Below are 23,245 nucleotides of genomic sequence, written 5' to 3'. Positions count from 1 at the left end.
AGTTATAAATAGATAATAGACGAAGCGGCATCCCCTGCTGGCATAACACTCTGTAGATCCTGGTCTAAGCTTGTATTTCGTTCCGCGTAAAAGGTGGTCATTCGAGGACAATGAATGGAATTCAGAACATGTCGCAGGCACTGGGGTGCTGAGTTTATTTCCGATGACGTTGTACGTTTTCGCGTCTGGGCAGAAGGGCAGAAAGATCTCACATTACGTTTAACCGATACCGACATTCCCATGGCGGCGGTGGGCGACGGTTGGTTTCAGATTGACGTGCCCGGCGTCAGGCACGGTACGACCTATCAGTTTGTTTTACAGGATGGAATGGCGGTGCCGGATCCGGCCTCACGCGCGCAGCAGGCTGACGTCAACGGCCCGTCGGTGGTGATCGACCCGCGTCGCAGCCAGCCCACTCAGCGGGAATGGCAAGGACGACCGTGGGAAGAGACGGTGATCTACGAGCTGCATATCGGCACCTTCACCGGGGAAGGAACCTTCAGGGCGGCCATCGACAAACTGCCTTATCTGGCCGGGCTGGGTATTACGCAACTGGAAGTGATGCCCGTGTCCCAGTTCGGGGGCGCGCGCGGATGGGGGTATGACGGCGTACTGCTGTATGCCCCGCACTCGGCTTATGGCACACCGGATGATTTTCATGCCTTCATTGATGCCGCCCACGCGCTCGGGCTTTCCGTGGTGCTGGATATCGTACTCAACCACTTTGGCCCGGAAGGTAATTACCTGCCGTTGCTCTCGCCAGCGTTTTTCCATCGGGATCGTATGACCCCGTGGGGCAACGGTATTGCCTATGAGGTTGAGGCCGTCCGGCAATACATCGCCGAGGCGCCGTTATTCTGGCTCTCGGAGTATCATCTTGACGGTCTGCGCTTCGACGCCATCGACCAGATCCATGACGACGCTGAGACCCATATTCTTCCCGAGATAGCGCAACGGATCCGCGACGCATTTCCGGATCGGCATATCCATCTGACCACCGAAGACAGTCGCAACGTGATTTTCCTGCATCCGCGCGATGAGCATGGTCAGACGCCGCTTTTCACCGCCGAATGGAATGATGATTTTCACAACGCCGCGCATGTCTTCGCGACCGGGGAATCACACGCCTATTATCAGGATTTTGCCTTTGAGCCGGAGAAAAAACTGGCGCGGGCGCTGGCAGAGGGCTTTGTCTACCAGGGGGAAATCTCGCTTCAGACCGGAAAGTCGCGCGGGGTAGAGTGTCGCGAGCAACCTCCGCAGTTTTTTGTCGATTTTATTCAGAATCACGACCAGGTCGGCAACCGTGCCCAGGGGGAGAGACTTATCTCTCTGGCAGGCGCGGATAAAACGCGTGTGCTGTTCGCGGCGCTGCTTATGTCGCCCCATATTCCGCTGCTGTTTATGGGCGAGGAGTATGGCGAAACGCATCCGTTCCTCTTTTTCACCGACTTCCACGGCGACCTGGCGAAAGCCGTGCGGGAAGGGCGCGCGAAAGAGTTCACCGGCCATGCCGGGCACGATGAAACCGTACCGGACCCCAATGACGTAAATACCTTTATGCGGTCGAAGCTTGACTGGAACAAGGCAGACACGGAGGAAGGCAGGGCGTGGCTGCACGCTACGCGCGAACTGATTGCGCTGCGTCAGCGCTTTATCGTCCCGCTACTGAAACAGCGGGGCGCCGTGGAGGGTAACGTCCTGCATACGGCGCTCGGCATGGTTGCCGTGAGCTGGCGTTTCCCGTCCGGTACGCTGTCGCTGGCGCTGAATATCGGCAAAAAGCCGCTCGCCTTACCGAACCTGCCCGGAAAAACGATCTTTAGCTGGCCGGAGGCAGTCGATAACCTGCCGCCAAACAGCATTGTTGTTCGCTTAGCTGATGGAGAAGCAGCGCTATGATCCCTTCCTCTACTTACCGAATTCAGTTTCGCAACGGCATGACCTTCGATCGCGTGGTGGACCTGATTCCGTATATGAAAGACCTTGGAATTAGCCATCTTTACGCGTCGCCTGTTTTCACCGCAACCACGGATTCCACCCACGGCTATGACGTGACCGACCCCAACGAAATCGACCCGGCGATTGGCGGGCGGGAAGGGTTTGACCGCATGGCGGCAGCGCTGAAGCAGGCGGGGATGGGGCTGATTCTGGATATCGTTCCTAACCATATGTCGACCTCGCTGGAAAACCGCTGGTGGCGCGATGTTATAGAACAAGGCAGGCAGAGCCGCTATGCGGCATATTTTGATATCGACTGGTCCCGACCGCTGACGTTGCCGTTTCTTGGCGACACCTTTGAAGCCGAGCTGGAGCGGGGGGCTATCACCTTAAAACGTGACAGTGTCACCAACAGCGCGGCGCTGGTTTACTATGATACCGCCTATCCGCTTAATCCCGGCACGTATGCCGAAGGCAAGAGCATCGCTGAGATCCACGAGGCGCAAAACTGGCGGCTGATGTCCTGGCGGGAAGCGCCGAAACAGCTTTCATGGCGGCGCTTTTTTGAAATCACCGGGCTGGTCGGCGTGCGGGTAGAGGATGAGGCGGTCTTCGCAGACACGCACCGCCTGATCCTTGAGCTTGTTCACGACGGGGTTGTCGATGGCCTGCGCATTGACCATGTGGACGGGCTTGCCGATCCGCTGGGCTATTTGCAGCGCCTGCGTGCGGCGACCGGACCGGATTGCTACATCACGGTAGAGAAGATCCTCGCCAAAGGGGAACAGCTTCCTCCGGAGTGGCCGGTCTCGGGTACAACGGGCTATGAGTTTATTGCCTCTCTGGCGGAAGTGCTGGTGGATGATACCAACCTCTCTCGACTGGAGACGCTCTACGACGAGACGCTGGGTACGACCGTGGACAGGCAGGCGGAACTTCGCAAAGCCAAAGGGCTGATGACCGATCGTAATTTTGAAGGTGAATTTACCACGCTGCTCAAAATAGCCAGCGAGCTGGCCGGGCATAACGGCGCCCAAGTGGAGCATGAGTATATCCGCCATGCCCTGCGCGAGCTGCTTATCGCGTTTCCGGTGTATCGCACCTACGGCACCGGAGAGGGGCTGACGCCACCGGATGTGGCGCTGCTCAGTCGCGTGGTCGCCAGCGTCGACACCTCTGAACCCGCGCTCAGCCTGATCGTGCGTATTCTCACCGGCGATCTGCCGGAGGATGACCACGCGCTGGCCTCGCTTTTCCGCACCCGTTTTCAGCAACTGACCGGGCCGCTGATGGCGAAATCGGTAGAGGATACGCTGTTCTTTCGCCATAACCTGGAGCTGGCCCTGAACGAAGTCGGCGCCGACCCGACGCCGCGCGCGTTTTCACTTTCCCGTTTTCATCAGGAGATGCGTATTCGTCTTGCCCGCCAGCCCGATGCGCTGCTGGGAACCTCCACCCACGACACCAAACGCGGCGAGGATGCGCGAGCGCGACTATACACGCTGACGGAAGCGCCAGATCTGTGGGGGGAAAACCTGGCGCGCTGGCGCCAGATGAACCAGACGCAGGTTCGATTCCTCAACGACGGCACCGCGCCGAACGCCGCCGACACCTGGATGATCTTCCAGGCGCTGGCGGGCGTCTGGCCAGCCACGCTGTCGCCAGACGATCGTGATGGTCTTAAGTCACTGGAAGAGCGTTTCCTCGGCTTTATTGAGAAAGCCCTGCGCGAGGCCAAGCAGCGTACCGACTGGATCGACAGCAACGAAGGGTACGAGAGCGTGGTGCTGGACTACGTGCGCCATCTGCTCTCCCCGGATAACACCCTGTTCCTGCGTGATTTCAGTGCCGCACTCCAGCCGTTTATTCGGGCTGGGTTAATGAACAGCCTGAGCCAGACGGTGATCAAGCTGACTGCGCCAGGCGTACCGGACATCTACCAGGGCAGCGAAGGGCTTAACTTCAGCCTGGTCGACCCGGATAACCGCCGCGAACCGGATTTCACCGCGCTGGCGGAAAACCTCAGCGTAGCGGATGGAACCATTTTTAACGATGCGCAACGCTGGCGAGAGGGCAGCGTGAAGCAGTACGTCACCGCCACGCTGTTACGGCTGCGGCCGCATTACCCCGCGCTTTTCCGCTACGGCGACTGGCTGCCGCTGAAGGTGACCGGCGAGCGGGAAGAGAATCTGATCGTTTATGCCCGCATAAAAGATGACGAGGCGCTGATCGTCGCCGTGCCGCGTCTGGTGTTTGATGTCACCGACAATGCGATGCTGTGGGCCAATACTACGGTGGCCATACCCCAGGAGCTGGCCGGGAAGCACTACCGGGATCTGTTTACCGGTGAGCGCCGCCTTCTGCCAGAGACGCTGGATTTAACGTCTGAAAAGGGATGTTTGTTGGTTCTGCTTACCTGCGACTAATCGAGGAGAACAAAAATGCCAAAGGATACAACGTTTGAAATTCGGGCCGGTCATGGCCAGCAGTTGGGCGCAAATTATGACGGGAAAGGGGTGAACTTCGCTCTGTTTTCCGCCCACGCGGAGCGGGTAGAGCTGTGTCTGTTTGATCCTTCGGGAAAAACAGAAATAGCCCGCCTGGAACTGCCGGAATATACCCATGAGGTCTGGCACGGCTATGTGCCGGATCTGAAACCGGGGGCGCTGTATGGTTACCGTGTGTATGGCCCTTACGATCCGGAGAACGGTCACCGCTTCAATCCCAATAAGCTGCTTATTGACCCCTATGCCCGTGAACTGGTGGGTGACATTGAGTGGAACGATGCCCACTTCGGCTATGAGCTGGGACACGATGAGCTGGATCTCAGCTTTGATACGCGAGACAGCGCGCCGTTTACGCCCAAATGTAAGGTCATCGACCCCAATGCCGTTGACTGGCAAGACTCCCGCCGACCCGATATCCCGTGGCCGCATACCGTGGTCTATGAGAGCCACGTCAAAGGTTTTACCCAGCTTAACCCGGCTATTCCGCCTGAACTGCGCGGTACGTTTGAGGGGATGGGGCATAAAGCGTCGGTGGAGTACATCAAAAGCCTCGGCATTACCTCGGTCGAGCTGCTGCCGGTTCACTGGTTCCCTGACGATCAGCACCTGCTCAATCGCGGCCTGAAAAACTTCTGGGGCTATAACTCGCTCGGTTTCTTTGCGCCAGCGTCCCGCTATTACGGCCCGGCGGGGATCAAGGGTTTCCGCGACATGGTGCGTGCCTATCATGACGCGGGCATCGAGGTGATCCTCGACGTGGTCTATAACCACACGGCGGAGGGCAACGAGCTGGGGCCAACCCTGTCGTTTAAGGGGATTGATAACTTCTGCTATTACCGCACCATGCCGGATCAGCACCGGTATTACATCAACGACACCGGCACCGGAAACACCGTTAATACTTCACACCCGCGCGTATTGCAGATGGTCATGGACTCCCTGCGTTACTGGGCGGAATCGATGCAGATTGACGGTTTCCGCTTTGACCTCGGGACCATTCTCGGACGTGAGCCGGAGGGGTTCGATCCGCGCGGCGGCTTCTTCGATGCCGTGACCCAGGATCCGGTGCTGTCGAAGCTGAAGCTCATCGGTGAGCCGTGGGATATCGGCCCCGGCGGGTATCAGGTGGGAGGCTTCCCGCCTGGCTGGGGTGAGTGGAACGACAAATACCGCGATACGGTACGTGAATACTGGAAGGGGGATAACGTCTCTAACGATTTTGCCGCCCGTCTGTTAGGGTCCGGTGATTTGTACGATCTGCGCGGGCGTCGTCCGTGGGCCAGCGTCAATTTTATTACCGCGCATGACGGCTTCACGCTGAACGACCTGGTGTCGTATAACGAGAAACATAACGCCGATAACGGGGAAGATAATAACGACGGACATAACGATAACCGGTCGTATAACTACGGCGAAGAGGGGCCGACGGAGAATCCGGATATCATCGCCACCCGCGAGCGGCAAAAGCGCAACTTCCTCACCACGCTCTTCTTCTCGCACGGCACGCCGATGCTGCTGGCAGGTGATGAATTTGGCCGGACGCAAAAGGGCAATAATAACGGCTATTGTCAGGACAGCGAGATCTCCTGGGTAAACTGGGAAGGACTCACTGAAAACGACGAGAAGCTGCGCGACTTTACCCGTCAGTTGATTGCCCTGCGCGCGACGCAGCCGCTGCTGCGACGTGAAAACTGGCGCGACGGGCTGGAGATCCGCTGGTTTAACGCCGGCGGCGGACCGCAGCAGTCGGAACAATGGGACGAGGGTTCCACCCTTGGTCTTGCCATCAGCCGTCCCGATCTTGAGCAGGAAGAGGGCGTCTGGCACGACGTGCTGATGCTGTTTAACCCGTTTGAAGGCACGGTTCCATTCCAGATCCCGCAGTTTGGCGAAGGGGGTTGGGTGCTGGAGCTTTCGACGGCGGATGAGGCCCCCACAGGGGAAATCATCACGGAATCCGTCGATTATGAACTGGCCGGGCGGAGTATGACGCTTTTCCGCCGTCCTTAAAGCGAGGCCGCCGCGCGTGCGGCGGTATCATACAGGGAGGAGATCGCGCGGAGTAACTGCGCGGTCTCGCCAATTGATGCTCCCGGAATGCCGCTTTCCGCATGAATGTTGATCAGGCAGGCCTCCCGCACCTCCCGGTACTTCATGCACAGCGCTTTTCCCTCCTCCGTGGTGGAGAAAAAAAGCTCTTTTCCGGCTTTCTCGCTGGTGACATATCCCGCCTTGACCAGCTTTTTCAGCGCATACGTTACCACGTGGGTATCTTCCACGTTCAGCACAAAGCAGATGTCGGCCAGCTTTTTCTTGCGGTTGCGGTGATTCACGTGGTGCAGAAGCGAAACGTCAAAGGCCCCCATATCCGGTTCACCCGCTGCGGTCATGCAGCGCACCATCCATTTGTTAAACGCATTGCTGGTCATGATCAGCGCATATTCCAGCTCTGATAATTCAGCACACCGCTCTGAGACGAGATGACGGGAGGAGACGATTCGCCCGTCCGCAATATCGTCGTGGTTTAACGCTGTCGTCTTTTTCTTTACTGTCATAACGATCCTTCCCCCGAAATGTAAACTCGCCGATAAAATAAGAACATTTTATTGATAAATTGTTTACATGTTTTTGACGTTCAGATATAGCTTTTTAGTGCAGGTTCTGTGGAGCCTGACGCAAAACACAACATCGCGCGCCGTAATGCACCGGCTTCGCTCTGCTGCGAAGTATAAAAAATAGCCGTCGGCGCGCAACGCTCACTTTGGATAGGGTAACGTTTATGGACAGTTCTACACTGTTGCCACTTATCGGGATTCCGGTGGTGGTTATTGGTTTTGCACTGCGTTTCAACCCGCTGCTGGTTGTCGTGGTGGCGGGGCTGGCGACGGGCCTGCTGGTTGGCATGGATTTCGGTATGCTGCTGGAAACCTTTGGCGAAAAGTTTGTGAATAGCCGATCGCTTGCCACCTTCATTCTGATCCTGCCGGTGATTGGCCTGCTGGAGTATTACGGGCTGAAAGAGCGCGCCCAGGCCTGGGTCGCGAAGATCGCCAGCGCCACCTCGGCGCGTATCCTGATGCTCTACTTTGTCGCCCGCGAAGGGACGGCTGCGCTGGGCCTGATGTCCCTTGGCGGCCACGCGCAAACGGTGCGTCCGCTGCTGGCGCCGATGGCGGAAGGGGCGGCCCTGAATGAATACGGCGAACTGCCGCAGACTATCCGCGACAAAATCAAAGCCCATGCCGCCGCGTGTGACAATATCGCGGTTTTCTTTGGGGAAGATATCTTTATCGCCTTTGGCGCGGTACTGCTGATTGATGCGTTCCTGAAAGAGAACGGGATCGAGGGGATCGAACCGCTGCATATCGGCCTGTGGGCCATTCCGACCGCTATTGCGGCACTGATCATCCATATGACGCGTCTGCTGCGCCTCGACGCCAGCATTCGTCGCGACGTGATGGCCTGGAAAGCAGAGCAGGGTACGCAGGAGATCGCACCATGATGACCCTCATCACCATTAACCGCGTGTATTACCTGATCGGCTTCGTCGTGATGCTGCTGGTTGTGATGACCCTTCGCGACCGCGCTAACCCGAAACGCTATACCACGGCGCTGTTCTGGTTTCTGTTCGGCGGGATCTTCCTGTTTGGCGATCTGATGGTGCAGGAGCTGGGTAAGTCGCTGGCGTATCGCATTATTGGCGGCGCCGTTATCGTGATTGCGCTGCTGGCCGGTTTCGGGCTGGTCGGGAAGGGGCACTATAAAATGTCCACCGAGGAGGAGCGTGTTGCCTCGTCGAACCGGCTGAAAAACTGGCTGTTTTTACCGGCACTGATGATCCCCGTGGTAACGGTCATCGGGACGCTGTTTCTGAAAGGCGTGTCGATTGGCGGCGTTTATCTGCTCGACCAGAAACAGCTTACGCTGGCGGCGCTGTGCGTGGCATGCGTGGCGGCTATCCTTACCGGCTGGTGGCTGACAAAAGGTACGCCGCTGCATGCGGTGCGTCAGTCGCGTCGGCTGGTCGATACCATTGGCTGGGCGGTGATCCTGCCGCAGATGCTCGCCATGCTTGGCGGCGTGTTTGTGGTGGCGAATACCGGAGAATCGGTACAAAAGGTGGTCAGCCTGTTTGTTAACCCGGACAGCCGCTTCATGCTGGTGGTCATTTACTGCGTGGGGATGGCGCTGTTTACCATGATCATGGGTAACGCCTTCGCAGCCTTCCCGGTGTTAAGCGCCGGTATCGCTCTGCCATTCCTGATTAACGTCCATCACGGTAACCCGGCGCCGCTGCTGGCTATCGGTATGTACGCTGGCTATTGCGGCACGCTGATGACGCCGATGGCCGCCAACTTCAACATTGTGCCCGCCGCGCTGCTGGAGCTAAAAGACAAATATCAGGTTATCAAGATCCAGATCCCGACCGCGTTAACCCTGCTGGTGGTGAACGTGTTCTTAATGTATTTCCTCGTGTTTCGCTAAGGAGCTGCAATGGAATTAACCCAACATCAGGCTGACGCCTTTGCCAGAATGCCGTTGACCTATTTACGTCAGGAATACCCGAACCACATTATGCATCTGCTCAACGATGACGGCGACGTTTTGCCGCCTCGCGAGCTGCACCCGATCTTTTACGGCTGTTTTGACTGGCACTCTGCGGTGCACGGCTACTGGCTGCTGCTGCGTTGCCTGCGTCTCTGGCCCGAACTGCCGTGCCGGGAAGAGATCGTCACTCTGTTCGAAGAACACCTGACCGACGAGAAGGTGGCGAAGGAGCTGGCCTATTTTACCGCGCCGTTCCGCGCGTCGTTTGAGCGGCCTTATGGCTACGGCTGGCTGCTGGCGCTGGCGCAGGAGCTGAAACAGTCGTCACTGCCACAGGCGGAGCGCTGGTACCAGACGCTGCAACCGTTAACGCGGGATATTCGTCAGCGGCTGGTGGATTACCTCAGCAAGCTCACCTATCCCATCCGCGTCGGAACACATTACAACACGGCGTTTGCGCTCGCGCTGGGGCTGGATTATGCCCGGGCGGTGACGGATGACGGGCTTGAACAGGCGATCCTGGACGCGGCGACGCGCTTTTATCATACGGACACGCAATATCCGGCGCATTATGAGCCGGGCGGCGACGAGTATATCTCCGGGGCGCTGACCGAGGCGTTACTGATGAGTAAGGTGGTAGAGAATTTCCCGGCCTGGTTCGATGCGTTTCTGCCTGAAGTGGGTGCCGTTTCAGCGCTGATGAACCCGGCTGAGGTAAGCGACCGCACCGACCCGAAAATCGCACATCTGGACGGGCTTAACCTCAGCCGCGCGTGGTGTATGAAGCACATTGCCCGCGCTTTGCTGGAAAACCACCCGGCGCAACAGGCGTTACAGGATGCCGTTGCGCGCCATCTCTCGGCAAGCGTGGAGCATGTTGTCGGCAGTCACTACAGCGGCGGCCACTGGCTGGCGAGTTTTGCGCTGCTGGCGCTGGAGTAGCGCTTAGTTATATTTTCGTGCTCATCCTGTTTCCGCAGGATGAGTGATTTTACGCAACCGGCTCGCGCTGACGACGACCGCTACCGCAGAAGCTGCGGCGGCGACCCACAGCGCAACATGAATTGACCTTTCATCTGCGGCCAGCAGAACGGCCACGGCGGCGGCGCCAAGACACTGCCCGAACGTGCGCATAATGGATAAAACACCGGATGCATAGCTCGCATGCTCACGAATAACGTTGGAGAGCATTTCCCGGTTATTGGGACTCTGAAAGCAGCCAAACCCCACTCCGCACACCAGACTCCGCAGGCAGATATCCCACACTGAAGGGCGGTCGGGTAATGTTGCCAGCAGGATCAAACCGACGACAAAAATCATCAGCCCCAGGGTGGATATCGCCGGGGCTGAAATCGTGTCTGCCCACCGGCCTGCATGCGGCGCAATCAGTACGATCCCTAGCGGCCACGGCGTAAACAGCAGGGCAGACAACACCGGGCTGTAGCCGTATTCGCTCTGAAACAGGAAGGGCAGCGCAATAAAGGTGATCCCCTGGCTGACAAAAGCAATCATCGACGTGAAGGCCGCGAGGGTAAAACGTTCATTTTTAAACATCATCGGCGGCAGTAAGGGGTTATCCGCGCGGCGGATCTGCCAGATAAACGCCATGCCGCTCAGCGCAGCGAGCATTGTCCAGCAAAGACTGCCAAGGTGATAAGTCGCGTCATGGAGGCTGTTCGCCGCCATGATCGTCGACCCCAACAGCAGCGCCGACAATATGGCGCCCGGGTTGTCGAAAGGCGCTTGCTTTCGAACCGCATCCCGCGGCAGCGCTTTGACCGCCAGCAGTAAGGCGAGGGTGCCGGGAACAACGTTTATCGCAAACAGCCATTGCCAGCTCAGGGTGTGAAGGATCGTCCCGCCCAATACCGGGCCGATAGCGGAGCTGGAGGCGATGAGCAGGGCGTGCAACCCCAGAATGCGGCCAAGCAATCGCCCGGGAAATACGGACCGCAGGATTGCGGGGGCAATACTCAGCGTCGCCGCGCCGCCGATCCCCTGAAGCACGCGCATACCGATAAGCACTTCGGGTGTATTCGCCAGCGCGCAACCCAGTGATGTCAGGGTAAAGGTCGTCAGACCTGCCAGAAATACGGGGCGATAACCCAGGCGGGCCGCAAGCGCCGCGAATATCGCCAGCGTCATCGCAGCCGCCAGCAGATACCCGTTGGCGAACCAGACGGCAATACTGGCAGGTACCTGCATCTCCTGAGCCATGGAGGGCAGGGCAATGTTGATCATGGTGCCATCAAACACGCCCATTAAGGTGGTGGTCATAATTGCGGCCATCACCCGTGCGCGCGCCGGGCCAGGCAGTCCTTCGTCGCCGGGTTGACTGGAAAAGAGCGTCATCATGTTGTCCTCTGAGAATAGTGTATGGATGACAAAACTATAAAGATGGCTTTTACAGGGCGGAAGGCGCACCATTTGCACTTTATCGTTGCACGAAACGCCTTATCTGAATGAACAGGAATGAGCGCTATGACCGATCCTGATTTTAATTTACTGATTGCACTCGACATATTGCTGAGCGAAGCGAGTGTCGCAGGTGCAGCACGTCGTCTGAACCTCAGCACCTCGGCCATGAGCCGGACATTAAGCAGGTTACGCGACGTTACAGGCGACCCGATCCTGGTGCGCGCCGGGCGTAACATGGTACTAACCCCGTGGGCCGAAGCGACCCGGGATCGCGCCAGACGTGCAGTGCACGAGGCGAGGGCGGTATTGCAGCCCTCAACTGAAACGTTCAGTGCGCAAAGTCTGGCGCGCCTTTTTACCATCAGGGCAAACGATGGTTTTGTGGTGGCGTTTGGGCCTGCGCTTATAGCGGCTGTGGCCGACGCCGCGCCGGACGTCTGTATACGCTTTGCGCCTAAGCCGGAAAAAACGTCGCGCTATCTTCGGGAAGGGCTGGTTGATCTGGAGATTGGCGTCCAGAGCAATATGGGGCCTGAAATACGGCTGCAACGACTGTTTGAGGATCGGTTTGTGGGCGTCGTGCGTAAGGGACACCCGCTGGCTAAGCAGGCAGAAATAGGCGTGAAGGATTATGTCGCCTGGGGCCATGTGGTAGCGTCACCCGAGGGCGCGTTGCACGGTTCCGTTGACGATGCGCTGGCCGAACTGGGGACAAAACGTAAAATCGCCAGCGTCGTACCGGGATTTCCGACGGCACTGTCCGTGGCGCTGGAATCGGATCTTATCACCATGATACCCGCGCTCTATTTACTCAATCAGCAGGTAACGGACCAGGTACATCTGTTCGAGTTGCCGTTCAAAAGCCGTCGTATTACGGTATCGCAGATGTGGCACCCAAGAATGGAACGCGACCCTGGTCACCGCTGGCTGAGAGAGCAAATTCTTGCGATATGCGGTGTGGAGAGGTCAGACATAATTTCGGGCTCTGTATAGCGATTGCTATACACACCGCTTATGCTATTCTTGTAAAGCAATTGCTATACAAGAGGTATACCTATGAAATCAGATGTTCAACTCAATCTCAGAGCCAAAGAATCCCAGCGGGCGCTTATCGATGCCGCCGCAGAGATCCTCCATAAATCACGCACGGACTTCATTCTGGAGATGGCCTGTCAGGCAGCCGAGAATGTGATCCTCGATCGACGTGTATTCAATTTTAACGATGAACAGTACGCAGAGTTCATTGACATGCTCGATGCCCCGGTCGCGGACGATCCTGCCATAGAAAAACTGCTGGCAAGGAAACCGCAGTGGGACGTGTAACAGCACCAGAGCCCTTATCCAGCGTCCATCAACTGGCGGAGTTCGTCAGCGGAGAGGCCGTGCTTGACGAATGGCTAAAACAAAGAGGTCTGAAAAACCAGGCGCTCGGCGCAGCCCGAGCGTTTGTCGTTTGTAAAACGGGCACGAAGCAGGTCGCGGGATTTTACTCTCTGGCTACCGGCAGCGTTAACCATACGCAAGCGACAGGTAATCTGCGGCGTAACATGCCGGATCCCATTCCCGTGATTATACTTGCCCGTCTGGCTGTGGATGTCTCGTTACGCGGAAACGGGTTGGGAGCCGATTTACTCCACGATGCGGTTTTACGCTGTTATCGGGTAGCTGAGAATATCGGGGTGCGAGCGATCATGGTTCATGCACTCACTGAGGAAGCCAAAGCGTTTTATATCCACCATGGTTTCAAAGCATCGCAGACTCAGGAACGGACACTGTTTCTCAGGCTTCCTCAGTAGCGATAGTCGGATTGCCGCACGTAGCGGCGGGATTTTAATGGAATGAATGTTTAGCGCGTCTGGCTGATAAGCTTGCGCCAGACTCTGTTATGCAAAGTAAATAGCAGCATCTTATAGAAAGCGGTAGAGAGGATACAGATACCGCTAAGCCCAAGCATGACAATACTTACCAGCGCCGCGGTCAGACTGACGCCCGAAGAAGAACTACCGCTCAGCGCGGCCAGCAGATAGGCTGCCGTTAATACCAGGCTTAGCACCGCCAGCGTAAGATGTAACCGCACGGCACGCATGCTACCTTTGCCAATCATAAACATCGTCACTCCGTTGATGCCAGCGAAGAGCAGGGCGATCAGCACGACCCACACGAATACGCGCTCTGCTGGCTGGCCGAGTGCGGCGAGTACGCCATACCCCAGCCACAGTTGCGGAATGGCGAAACTGACAATCACCCCGAGCGTACTGACCGCCGCCGGAATACCCATGGTATGTAGTCCCACAGGCTTAACCATATCTTCAGCCAACTGCGTCTTAAGCTGCTGCAACTGTGTCGGGGCGGCATTTTTTATGCTGGCGGACACCTCGTTACAATATTGCAGGCGACGGGTTAAAACTTTAAACATTTATATACTCAGCGTTTAGTTAGGTAAAAATGACTGCAGCACACCAACTACATAACGCCCTGACTGGACGGTATTTTGTGGGTTGCGGATAGTCCCTGTGAGTGAACTCCCCACAAAGGCCGATGCGTTGTTGACCGCACTCATTAACTCGCGCTGCAGTGATTTTAGTAAAGATTCGCTGGGGAAACGAATAGCAGCGTTAACTCAGCGATCAAATCACAAACTCATTATCACAACAGACCCATGGAGGTTATTTAACATAATATACATTATGCGCACTAAAGGTATGGATACTCAATATTAATCTAAAACGTTATCGCTAGAGTCCGGCTCGCTTTAAGAATCGGAGCCCCCCGGAAACGATTAAGAGATCATATTTTTTGTTCTCGCCAGCAGGAATGCCGTAACTGAGGTGGCGTCAGTGATTTTGCCGTCACGTATTAATTGAGCAAAGGCACTAATTTTAAGTTTTTTCACCGTCAGGCCGTATTCTTCCTCCTCCAGTTGCTGGCCGGTAAATGTCAGCTCCGTGGCAAGGTAAATATGATAACCCTGGGCTGAATAACCCTGTGCGAGCTTTTGATAACCGACGTACTCCATTTTCCCGGCGTTTAACCCGGTTTCTTCTTTAAGCTCGCCTCTGGCAACGTCTTCAGGTGCAGCGTCGCGAGAACATTCCCAACTTCCTTGAGGGAGTTCTGTGGTTCTCTGGCCCAGAGGGTATCGGTATTGTTCAACCAGATAGATTTCATCATTCTCAACCGGAATGATGACCACGAAATCATCTTTTTCAATGACGGAATAAAGCCCCTCGCTCCCATTGGCTCTCAGAATCCGGTCTTCCTTTAGCGACATCCAGCGGTTACGATAAATCTGTCTCGATTCCAGTGTTTTTATCTCTTTCTTCACGGTAAGCCCCTGATTTCTTTGCTTGTAGCTCTCTAACAGTAACGTTAACGCCTTCACCGTGCAATACATCAACGCTCATAACTGTCGTTACGGTCTTGCGTGTTCTCCACGGCAGTCACCTGCACATCCTTAAAGCGCAACCCATCCACACCGGAAATTTTCCCGAACTCTGACGCGTCAATCAAAATTCCGTCCAGCGTTAACCCGGTCACAGGACGCTCCGGATACCCCTCAATGAAAAATGCCCGCGAGAAATATTTGTTGTCTGAGCGACGCGCCGTCATATTTTTAATCGTCAGTCCGCTGACCGCAGTAAGACCGGCTTCGCCCTCAACACCTTCAGCCAGCTTGCGCCAGTGTTCTGGTTTATCAGATAAATTTCCCCGGTCGCCATAGCTGTACTGCGGAAACCAGTTCAGCTGGATCAGCACCGGAAAACGCACGTCCGTAAGATGTAAATTTTGGACGGTGATATCACGGATAAATCCGCCCCGGTTGCGGGCCGACTTAATGCGAAACCCGACGCCCGTACCGTTAAACGCATTATCTTCTATCAGGACGCGTTCAATGCCGCCTGAGGTTTCGCTCCCCAGCGTGATCCCGGACCCCTTATTCAGCGTACAACCGCGAACCACTATATCCCTAGCGGTACGTGCTTTTTGCGCCGCTTCGCGTCCTCGTCCTGATTTTATGCAGATATTGTCGTCATTACAGGAAACAATGCAGCGTTCAACCCGCACCTGTTCACAGGAATCGATATCGATCCCGTCGGTGCTCGGCCCCGCAGAATTGCTGATTTGCACGCCCTCAACCGTGATATGGCGCGAATAACAAAGATGCATGTTCCAGAATCCGGACTCCCGACTGGTAAAATCACGCAGCAGAATGCTCTGGCTTTCAAAGACCAGAATATTGCGCGGGCGCTGACAGTCGTAATCAACCACCCAGCGCAATCCTCTGGCGCTGTAATCGCCGACCATGCCGCTGCGCTCGTCATCGCCCCAGAAGCGTTGCCACCAGATAACACCCTGCCCGTCTATTGTGCCTGTACCGGTAATACTGACGTTTTCACAATCGATGATATTAATAATGCCTGCCGGCCAGCGCATATCAATGCCGGCCACCCGGGTGTTTATCAATGGATAATCAGCCAGATCCTGGCTTCCAACGAGCTGTGCGCCAGCGTCCAGGCGAAGCGAAACACCGCTTTTCAGGAACAGTGCTCCGGTCAGAAAACGGCCTTGCGGAATAACAATGACATCGTTCTGTTGAGCGGTATTTATGGCCTGCTGAATGGCAGACGTTGACAGGCGTTGCGCGGTTGGGTCCGCGCCGCACGTCAGAATGGAGACCGCTTTCATGGCTTGTCCTTAAACAGATGAAAGCCTTAGTCTAGAAATCCGCGTGAAGGATAACCTTTGTCTGTTTGACAGCCACGCGGTCAGGCTGGCAAAAAAGCAGATATTTACTGGCTTGCGATCACCGCAACGCCCTTTTCTTTCAGAGCGCTCACCCAGCGTTCATCCGTTGTGTTTTCAACAACCAGCGTATTCACCAGCGACAGGTCGCCAATCACAAACGCCGAGGCCGTGTTGATCTTTTCCGGTGAGGCCAATACCACCGTTTCCGCCGCTCTACCGGAAAATGCACGTTTGATGCACGCTTCTTCGTAATCTCCGGTGGTCAGCCCGGCCTCAGGATGGACGCCGGTGACCCCCATGAAGAACAGATCCGCATGAATATTATTGATGCCTTCAATAGCGGCCGCGCCGACCGTGACGATGGAGTGTTTATACAAACGACCACCAATCAGGATCACCTCTATGCATGGATGGTCGACCAGCCCCAAAGCGATACCCGGGCTGTGCGTCACCACGGTTATCCGTAAATCGGGTGGTAAGAACGTAATAAGTTCGGAGGTGGTCGTCCCGCCATCAATGATCACCACCTGCCCCGGTGAAATGAGCTGCGCGCCTCGCCGTGCCACGCGTTTTTTTGCATCCATTTTAACGGACTGACGCTCGGCAAAAGGCGCAATCGCTGACGATGCTGGCAGTGCGCCGCCGTGAACACGCTGCAAACGCCCTTCTGCCGCCAGTTCACGTAAATCCCGGCGGATAGTGTCCTCAGACACCGAGAAAAAGAGGCTGAGCGCAGTAGACTGGACCTGACCTTCCGCCTCCAGTTTTTCCAGAATCAACTGTTTACGCTGGCTTGTGAGCATGAATTATTCCTGTTGTTGCACGATATGTCTTGTATTTGCACGATAGTGCTGTTTATGATGCTTACTCTACGAAAGGAGAGCCAAACGTGCAATCAAAACGTGCAGATATACGCATTATCAACAGCGAAACGTTGTCCGACAACTGGTATAACCTGAAAAAATATACTTTTGACCTCCAGCGCAGCGATGGCGACTGGCAGCGACAAGAGCGTGAAGTGTATGACCGGGGGAATGGCGCGACGATCCTGCTCTATAATCGCGACAGCAAAACCGTCATTCTGACGCGTCAGTTCCGTTTCCCGGTGTTTATAAATGGTCACGAAGAGGATCTCATTGAGGCGGCCGCCGGGTTGCTCGATAACCTTGACCCGGAAAGCCGGATTAAGGCCGAAGCGGAAGAAGAAACCGGGTATAAGGTGACGCGCGTAGAGAAAATTTTTGAGGCCTATATGAGCCCGGGCTCGGTTACCGAGAAACTCTACTTCTATCTGGCGGAATATCACCCGCAGGATCGGACCAGCGCGGGCGGAGGCGTTAAAGCAGAGGGAGAAGATATCGACGTACTGGAAATGACGCTGGACGACGCGCTTCGGGGCATTGAAAATGGGCAGATTGTCGACGGAAAAACCATCATGCTGCTCTATCACCTGGCCCTCAAAGGCATTTTATAATCTCACCATTAGCCAGATACCTGCCCCGGCGCAGGTATTTACCTGTGCTATTCTTGCTGAACACCTCAACATGGAGATGCGAAAATGGCCGACTGGGATCCCTCTCTTTATCTACAGTACAGCGCAGAACGCACACGTCCCGCCGCTGAGTTACTCGCCCGGGTGCCGCTTGCTGACATAACCTCTGGCGTGGATTTGGGCTGCGGGCCAGGCAACAGCACCGCGCTGCTGAAACAGCGCTGGCCTTCTGCGCAGATCGCCGGCGTGGATAACTCCCCGGCCATGCTGGAGGAAGCCCGACAGGCCCTGCCAGACTGCCACTTTGTTGAGGCGGATATCCGGCACTACAAACCTGACCAGCCGCTCAGCCTGATCTACGCCAACGCCTCACTGCAATGGATCCCGGACCATTACCACCTTCTGCCACACCTGGTTTCACTGCTCCAGTTAAACGGCGTGCTGGCGGTGCAAATGCCTGACAACTGGCTTGAGCCGACGCACGCCCTTATGCGTGAAGTTGCCTGGGAACAGGGCTACCCCGATCGTGGCCGCGAGCCATTGCCGGGTATCCATGCCTACTACGATATTCTGACGGAAGCGGGATGCGACGTGGATATCTGGCGCACCACCTACTTCCATCAGATGAGCTCTCATCAGGCGATTATTGACTGGGTCAGCGCGACGGGGTTACGGCCGTGGTTACAGGAACTCAACGAAAGCGAGCAGAAAAACTATCTGAAACGCTACCTTGAGCTGCTGGAAGAGCAGTATCCGCTCCAGGAGAACGGGCAGATACTGCTGGCTTTTCCGCGCCTGTTTATGGTCGCTCAGCGGGTTCCGTAAGCCGGATCAGGAACGCGCTTCCTTGAGCAACTGCTGAATTACGGCCTCCTGCTTGTCGTAGTTCCCCTCGCCAAACGCGGTGTAACGCAGTTGCCCTTTCGCATCGAAATAGTAATGTGCTGGCCAGTACTGATTTCCGAACGCGCTCCAGATTTTGTAGTTATTATCCGTCACTACGCGGTACGGCAGCTGCCATTTGTTGACCGCGTTTTTCACCGATGATAACGGCTTTTCCCAGGGGTATTCCGGGGTGTGGACGCCAATCACTACCAGACCTTCAGACTGATATTTCTTCGCCCAGTCACGCACGTGCGGAAGCGTATGCTGGCAGTTGATACAGTCCCAGGTCCAGAAATCGATAAGCACAACTTTCCCCCGCAAGGCCTCAGACGTGACAGGGTCACCGTTTACCCAACCCGTACCGCCGCTTAATGACGGTAGCTGGCTGCCCGGCGTCGCGTCAGCGACCGGTTGCAGTTTCACCTGCGTGGAGGTGGGTTGCGCAAGGCTCAACAGGGCATTTTCCAGCTGGTCGGCAATACCGTTGGCGCCTTTCAGGGCTGAGGTCATCCCGCTGGCGTTGAACGCAACGGCGGCTAACATCATCACTCCCGCTCCCTGACGCAAACGCGCCATCAATGCGGATTTGGCTCTCAGAGGGGTTATCAACTTACGGCCCCCCGCGACAAGCAGCCCCAGCATCAACGCGCACCCGCTGCCGTAAGCGGCTAACAGCGCTCCGGTTGCGATAGCCGAGTGGCCCGCAATATTAATGCTGAAGATCGCCCCGAGAATCGGTCCGGCACAGGGGGACCACAGCAGCCCGACGGCCAGCCCTGCCAGAAAAGCCGAAACCAGGCCGCGTCGCTGCATGCTGTGGGTGTTGAGAACGTTTCCCGCGCTGACCGCCGGGCGGGCAATGCGCTGAGCGAACTGCGGAAAGATCAGGGCCAGGGCGGCAATGCTCAGTACCAGCAGCGCAATCCAGCGACCGATAATGGTGGCGTCAGCGATCCACTCGCTGGCAACCGTTACTACCATCGCCACCAACGTGAACATCACAATCATTCCCGCCAGAAGCGCCAGAATGTGTTTGCGCTGCCCCTGAAAGCCAGCGAACAGCAGAGGAATGACGGGAAGCGTGCACGGACTGAGCAGGCTAATCATGCCGCCTAAAAAAGCGATTATCAGAAACATAACGACCTCACGATACGGTTGCTGCGAAGGTGCAGTGAGGTTATTTCACCGTACGAATGTGTTCAGACCGTGTGCGAAAAGCTGAATTTTGTCTGCCGGCGTATCGGCGCGGCGTGCAGATACACAGGCGTACAATTAACCGCGCGGAAGGGTCACGCTTACGGCCAGCCCTCCCTCTGCCCGGTTTGCAAGATGCAATTTCCCGTCAAGCTGGGCGGTGAGCTGCGCGGCAATGGCGAGGCCTAACCCGGTGCCGCCCGTTTCCCGGTTGCGCGAGGTTTCAACCCGGTAGAACGGCTGTAACACCGCCTCCAGTTCTGCCTCCGGGATGCCAGGGCCGTTATCCATAATGCGGATCGCTACCTGCCTTTCATTTTCATCAATCTCTATTACCGCGCTATCGCCAAACTTCAGCGCATTATCGAGCAGATTGGTCATTACCCTGCGCAATGCCTGGGGACGAGTGACGATCGGCAGACGCGCATTGCGTGCATGAAACTGCACGTTTTTACCAATGTCCTGATAATCACTGGCGATGCTGTTAACCCACGCGTTCAGTTCCAGCTTCAGCGTGGTCTCTTCCAGGGATTCTGATGACCGGGCATAGGCAATCCCTTCCCGTACAAGGCGCGACATATTATCCAGGTCGCTCAGCAGCTTATCGCGGAGTTCGGGCTGATCCGCCATTTCGATCCGCAGCTTCATGCGCGTGATGGGCGTCTGGAGATCGTGAGAAATGGACGCCAGAATCTGCGCGCGTTCACGCAGATAGGTCTGTATCCGCGACTGCATCTCATTAAAAGCGTGCGCTGCCTGGCGCACCTCAACCGGACCTTGTTCAGTCATCGGAGAATGGGCCGCAGGATCGAGGGAATCAACCGCGCGCGTGAATTGCAGGAAGGGCCGGACAACCTGGCGCACGGCAATCCAGGAGCAGAGCGCGACAAGTAACAGCTGAAGAACCAGCACCACGGGCAACCAGCTGGCGACAGGCGGCATGCGCGGGATCAGATCGATGGTGAGCGGTGCGCCGTCGCGGAGCGTCAGATGGGCCTGAATATGGGAAATCGGCCCTGGCACAGCCGTAAACTGAAGCGGATATTGGGCTGAAAGCGTCTCTTTCAGGGTGCGAATCGCATCCCGCGAGCGCTTGTCAGTTGGCGCGGCGCCTGCCTCGCCGGGGCCAAGGATATAGCGATAATTACCGCGACTGAGCCGTTCCAGCCACTCTGGCCGCTCTTTGGCCGGAAGCCGGTCGAGAATAGCCACGCTGGTCGCCACGTCGTTCTCAAGATTGCCCAGCATAACCGTACGCGCGCTGCGCATTCGCTCAACCATGACCAGCGTCAGGCTGAGCGCGTTAGCCAGCAAGAGTCCAAGCAGCACAATGATCAGCAGCCGGGCCAGTAAGGTGCGGGGCCACAGCGTCATTCATTGGCCTCGACGATGGTCACCGGCATGGTAAAGACGTAGCCCTCGCTGCGAACGGTTTTAATGTAGGCGGGCGTGCGAGCATCTTCATTCAGGCGCTGTCGCACGCGGCTCACCAGGAGATCAATCGAACGTTCAAACAGCTCGGCATCACGTCCCTGCGTCAGGTTCAGCAGCTGATCGCGGGTCAGCACCCGTTGAGGATGATCGAGGAATACGCGCAAAAGGCGATATTCCGCCCCGCTGAGCGCCACAACCATCCCCTCGTTATCAATCAGATGACGCGCCACGGTATCCAGCTGCCATTCCCCGAACACCACCAGGCGCCCTGCCTCGGTCACCTGAAGATTAGGCGGCATAGTACGAAAACGACGCAGGATAGCTTTGATACGCGCCAGCAGTTCGCGGGCCACAAACGGTTTGACCACGTAATCGTCGGCGCCCATCTCCAGCCCCAGGATCCGGTCCGAGTCCTCGTTGCGCGCGGTGAGCATCAGGATCGGCAGATCTTTATGCCTGCTGCTGCGCAGCTGCCGACACAGCGTCAGGCCATCATCGCCGGGCATCATCACGTCCAGCACCACCAGGTCGATATGCTGTTTGTCGAGCACTGCGCGCATCTCTTTCCCGTTCGCCGCGCCAGAGGCGTGGTAGCCGGATTTCACGAGGTAATCGACAATCAGTTCACGAATATCCCTGTCGTCATCGACGACAAGGATGTGATCAATATGCTCCACCGCAGGCTCCTGATTAAGAGGTAACGGATTGAAAATAGCACATATCAGAGCTTATCCGCGTCGACAACGGCGTTAACAAAGTCCTGCGGATCTTCCTGCGGCGGGTTGTGGCCAACCGTTGCGCCGAAAGTACGGTGCTCATATTTTCCGGTGAATTTCCCCGCATACGCGGCGGGTGCAGGATGTGGTGCTCCGTTGTTACCGCCCTCGATGGTGATGGTCGGCACCGTAATGTTCGGCAGCGTAGCCAGCTTTTGTTCGTAGGCGTCATATTTCTGCTCACCCTTCTCCAGCCCCAGACGCCAGCGGTAATTACTGAGCGTGACGGCAACGTGGTCCGGATTATCGAGGGATTTGGCGCTCGCATTGAAGGTGGCATCGCTGAATTTCCAGTCAGGCGAAGCCTGGGACCAAATCAACCGGGCAAAATCGTGCGTATTTTTAGCATAGCCTTCCGCACCGCGCGGCGTGGCGAAATAGAACTGATACCACCACTGAACCTCTGCCTTCGGCGGTAAAGGCTGTTTGCCAATCGCCTGGCTGCTGATCAGGTAGCCACTCACCGAGACCAGCGATTTCACGCGTTCCGGCCAGAGCGCCGCAACGATATCCGCCGTACGCGCCCCCCAGTCATAACCGGCAAACACCGCCTGTCTGATATTCAGGGCGTCCATCAGGTTGACGATGTCTTTTGCCATCGCCGCAGGCTGGCCGTTTCGCGGCGTTTTTTCAGAAATAAAGCGCGTGGTGCCGTACCCGCGCAGGGACGGCACAATGACACGATACCCCTTTGCGGCCAGCGCGGGGGCCACTTCTGCATAACTGTGAATGTCGTACGGCCAGCCATGCAGCAGGATCACCGGTTGCCCCTCTTTTGGCCCGATATCGACGTAACCGACGTTCAAATCGCCAGCGTTAATCTGTTTAACCTGATTAAAGGCCGACGCGTAATCCTTACCTGTCGCTTCTGCCTGACAGGACATCACGGTGCCAAGTGAAACGGTCAGGGCGACGGCTGAGTATGCGAGTTTATTAAACATGATGTTATCTCCGGGTGAGTTCAGTTGGCGGAGATATATCACCATGCGTTTGTATAAAGGATGTGTGCGGATGCGGCTTTATTGCATACCTGTGTATGTATCACAGACGCAGATACAGTGTGATACAAACCCGGTTAAGGGGTGATTCGGTACCGGACGTAATCGTCGGCTTCACCATAGTGGTCATACAGCTTACGCGCCGGATTGTGCATGCGGGTTACCCAGTAGAGTTTTGACCACCCTTCCCGCTTACCCTCATCGATCAGGGCGTCGATAAGCGCTTTACCCGCCCCTGCGCCACGTTCGGCAGCGTCAACAAATAGATCTTCCAGATAGGGGTAAGTTTGGATATCGAAAATTATG

General features: G+C 56.4%; 21 protein-coding genes and 1 pseudogene. 11 read left to right on the top strand and 11 right to left on the bottom strand.

Translation table 11 applies throughout. The annotated features are described in order from the left end of the window. Positions 1 to 114 precede the first annotated feature (114 nt). Genes treZ through glgX form a run of 3 tightly spaced genes read left to right on the top strand, consistent with a single transcriptional unit; the run spans position 115 to position 6,458 of the window. Positions 115 to 1,902: a malto-oligosyltrehalose trehalohydrolase gene (gene treZ / locus KTH07_RS08910; protein ID WP_040117661.1), complete on the top strand. Its 1,788-nt coding sequence runs from the start codon at positions 115 to 117 to the stop codon at positions 1,900 to 1,902. After that, positions 1,899 to 4,367 (top strand): malto-oligosyltrehalose synthase, encoded by a 2,469-nt coding sequence (treY, locus tag KTH07_RS08905; protein WP_023303748.1) that lies wholly within the window; start codon positions 1,899 to 1,901, stop codon positions 4,365 to 4,367. The genes treZ and treY overlap by 4 nt, the downstream gene beginning before the upstream one ends. A 15-nt stretch (positions 4,368 to 4,382) precedes the next feature. Next, positions 4,383 to 6,458: a glycogen debranching protein GlgX gene (gene glgX, locus KTH07_RS08900; RefSeq protein ID WP_023303747.1), complete on the top strand. Its 2,076-nt coding sequence runs from the start codon at positions 4,383 to 4,385 to the stop codon at positions 6,456 to 6,458. Here glgX and KTH07_RS08895 read toward each other — a convergent pair. Continuing rightward, positions 6,455 to 7,003 carry a winged helix DNA-binding protein gene (locus KTH07_RS08895; RefSeq protein WP_003857118.1) on the bottom strand — a complete coding sequence of 183 codons (549 nt, stop codon included), beginning with the start codon at positions 7,001 to 7,003 and terminating at the stop codon, positions 6,455 to 6,457. The genes glgX and KTH07_RS08895 overlap by 4 nt on opposite strands. 224 nt (positions 7,004 to 7,227) lie before the next feature. On the opposite strand from KTH07_RS08895, the gene KTH07_RS08890 reads away from it, so the two are divergent. Genes KTH07_RS08890 through KTH07_RS08880 form a run of 3 tightly spaced genes read left to right on the top strand, consistent with a single transcriptional unit; the run spans position 7,228 to position 9,938 of the window. Then, positions 7,228 to 7,950, top strand: a complete 723-nt coding sequence (locus KTH07_RS08890) for a DUF969 domain-containing protein (protein ID WP_003857121.1) — start codon at positions 7,228 to 7,230, stop codon at positions 7,948 to 7,950. Beyond that, positions 7,947 to 8,933 carry a DUF979 domain-containing protein gene (locus KTH07_RS08885; RefSeq protein WP_017382341.1) on the top strand — a complete coding sequence of 329 codons (987 nt, stop codon included), beginning with the start codon at positions 7,947 to 7,949 and terminating at the stop codon, positions 8,931 to 8,933. Before KTH07_RS08890 ends, KTH07_RS08885 begins: the two co-directional genes overlap by 4 nt. Before the next feature lie 9 nt (positions 8,934 to 8,942). Then, complete coding sequence (locus KTH07_RS08880; protein WP_023303746.1) at positions 8,943 to 9,938, top strand: DUF2891 domain-containing protein; 996 nt, start codon at positions 8,943 to 8,945, stop codon at positions 9,936 to 9,938. Between the two features lie 21 nt (positions 9,939 to 9,959). On the opposite strand, the gene KTH07_RS08875 is transcribed toward KTH07_RS08880, so the two are convergent. Then, the gene (locus KTH07_RS08875; RefSeq protein ID WP_032619651.1) at positions 9,960 to 11,348 is read right to left on the bottom strand and encodes an MFS transporter; all 1,389 of its coding nucleotides are present in this window, start codon (positions 11,346 to 11,348) and stop codon (positions 9,960 to 9,962) included. A 129-nt stretch (positions 11,349 to 11,477) separates the two neighbouring features. On the opposite strand from KTH07_RS08875, the gene KTH07_RS08870 reads away from it, so the two are divergent. The 3 genes from KTH07_RS08870 to KTH07_RS08860 all read left to right on the top strand — a co-directional run bounded on the left by KTH07_RS08870 (position 11,478) and on the right by KTH07_RS08860 (position 13,210). Beyond that, positions 11,478 to 12,407 (top strand): LysR family transcriptional regulator, encoded by a 930-nt coding sequence (locus KTH07_RS08870; RefSeq protein ID WP_023303744.1) that lies wholly within the window; start codon positions 11,478 to 11,480, stop codon positions 12,405 to 12,407. A 63-nt stretch (positions 12,408 to 12,470) separates the two neighbouring features. Next, a complete protein-coding gene (locus KTH07_RS08865; RefSeq protein ID WP_003857131.1) occupies positions 12,471 to 12,737 on the top strand; it encodes a DUF1778 domain-containing protein in 267 nt (88 codons plus the stop codon). Further along, entirely contained in the window at positions 12,725 to 13,210 is a 486-nt protein-coding gene (locus KTH07_RS08860; RefSeq protein ID WP_017382345.1) for a GNAT family N-acetyltransferase, read from the top strand. The genes KTH07_RS08865 and KTH07_RS08860 overlap by 13 nt, the downstream gene beginning before the upstream one ends. 50 nt (positions 13,211 to 13,260) lie before the next feature. Here the strand turns inward: KTH07_RS08860 and KTH07_RS08855 are convergent, their stop codons facing one another. The 4 genes from KTH07_RS08855 to KTH07_RS08840 form a co-directional block, all read right to left on the bottom strand. After that, the gene (locus tag KTH07_RS08855) at positions 13,261 to 13,830 is read right to left on the bottom strand and encodes a hypothetical protein (protein ID WP_017382346.1); all 570 of its coding nucleotides are present in this window, start codon (positions 13,828 to 13,830) and stop codon (positions 13,261 to 13,263) included. 363 nt (positions 13,831 to 14,193) lie between these two features. Continuing rightward, positions 14,194 to 14,808 carry an NUDIX hydrolase gene (locus KTH07_RS08850; RefSeq protein ID WP_023303743.1) on the bottom strand — a complete coding sequence of 205 codons (615 nt, stop codon included), beginning with the start codon at positions 14,806 to 14,808 and terminating at the stop codon, positions 14,194 to 14,196. After that, the gene (locus KTH07_RS08845; RefSeq protein WP_023303742.1) at positions 14,808 to 16,100 is read right to left on the bottom strand and encodes a glycoside hydrolase family 28 protein; all 1,293 of its coding nucleotides are present in this window, start codon (positions 16,098 to 16,100) and stop codon (positions 14,808 to 14,810) included. The genes KTH07_RS08850 and KTH07_RS08845 overlap by 1 nt, the downstream gene beginning before the upstream one ends. Before the next feature lie 104 nt (positions 16,101 to 16,204). Next, a complete protein-coding gene (locus KTH07_RS08840) occupies positions 16,205 to 16,963 on the bottom strand; it encodes a DeoR/GlpR family DNA-binding transcription regulator (RefSeq protein WP_015570520.1) in 759 nt (252 codons plus the stop codon). Between the two features lie 86 nt (positions 16,964 to 17,049). On the opposite strand from KTH07_RS08840, the gene KTH07_RS08835 reads away from it, so the two are divergent. Together KTH07_RS08835 and tam are read left to right on the top strand one after the other, a co-directional pair. Next, entirely contained in the window at positions 17,050 to 17,634 is a 585-nt protein-coding gene (locus KTH07_RS08835) for an NUDIX domain-containing protein (protein WP_017382349.1), read from the top strand. A gap of 84 nt (positions 17,635 to 17,718) precedes the next feature. Then, positions 17,719 to 18,477 carry a trans-aconitate 2-methyltransferase gene (tam, locus tag KTH07_RS08830; protein ID WP_023296628.1) on the top strand — a complete coding sequence of 253 codons (759 nt, stop codon included), beginning with the start codon at positions 17,719 to 17,721 and terminating at the stop codon, positions 18,475 to 18,477. Between the two features lie 6 nt (positions 18,478 to 18,483). On the opposite strand, the gene KTH07_RS08825 is transcribed toward tam, so the two are convergent. The 5 genes and pseudogenes from KTH07_RS08825 to KTH07_RS08805 form a co-directional block, all read right to left on the bottom strand. After that, the gene (locus KTH07_RS08825; protein ID WP_017382351.1) at positions 18,484 to 19,674 is read right to left on the bottom strand and encodes a cytochrome c biogenesis protein/redoxin; all 1,191 of its coding nucleotides are present in this window, start codon (positions 19,672 to 19,674) and stop codon (positions 18,484 to 18,486) included. Positions 19,675 to 19,809: 135 nt separating this feature from the next. After that, the gene (locus tag KTH07_RS08820) at positions 19,810 to 21,105 is read right to left on the bottom strand and encodes an ATP-binding protein (RefSeq protein ID WP_017693422.1); all 1,296 of its coding nucleotides are present in this window, start codon (positions 21,103 to 21,105) and stop codon (positions 19,810 to 19,812) included. Beyond that, positions 21,102 to 21,842: a response regulator gene (locus KTH07_RS08815; RefSeq protein WP_032619659.1), complete on the bottom strand. Its 741-nt coding sequence runs from the start codon at positions 21,840 to 21,842 to the stop codon at positions 21,102 to 21,104. Before KTH07_RS08815 ends, KTH07_RS08820 begins: the two co-directional genes overlap by 4 nt. 44 nt (positions 21,843 to 21,886) lie before the next feature. After that, positions 21,887 to 22,882 (bottom strand): alpha/beta fold hydrolase, encoded by a 996-nt coding sequence (locus KTH07_RS08810; RefSeq protein ID WP_032634395.1) that lies wholly within the window; start codon positions 22,880 to 22,882, stop codon positions 21,887 to 21,889. 134 nt (positions 22,883 to 23,016) lie between these two features. After that, positions 23,017 to 23,217 (bottom strand): annotated as a pseudogene (locus tag KTH07_RS08805) (GNAT family N-acetyltransferase); the annotation flags it as partial. Positions 23,218 to 23,245: the final 28 nt, after the last annotated feature.

The sequence above is a fragment of the Enterobacter cloacae complex sp. ECL72 genome (assembly GCF_019056635.1).
GTDB classification, from domain to species: Bacteria; Pseudomonadota; Gammaproteobacteria; order Enterobacterales; family Enterobacteriaceae; genus Enterobacter; species Enterobacter hormaechei_C.
The sequence above is the reverse complement of the archived record's forward strand: the minus strand, read 5'-3'. Positions and strand labels throughout refer to the sequence as shown.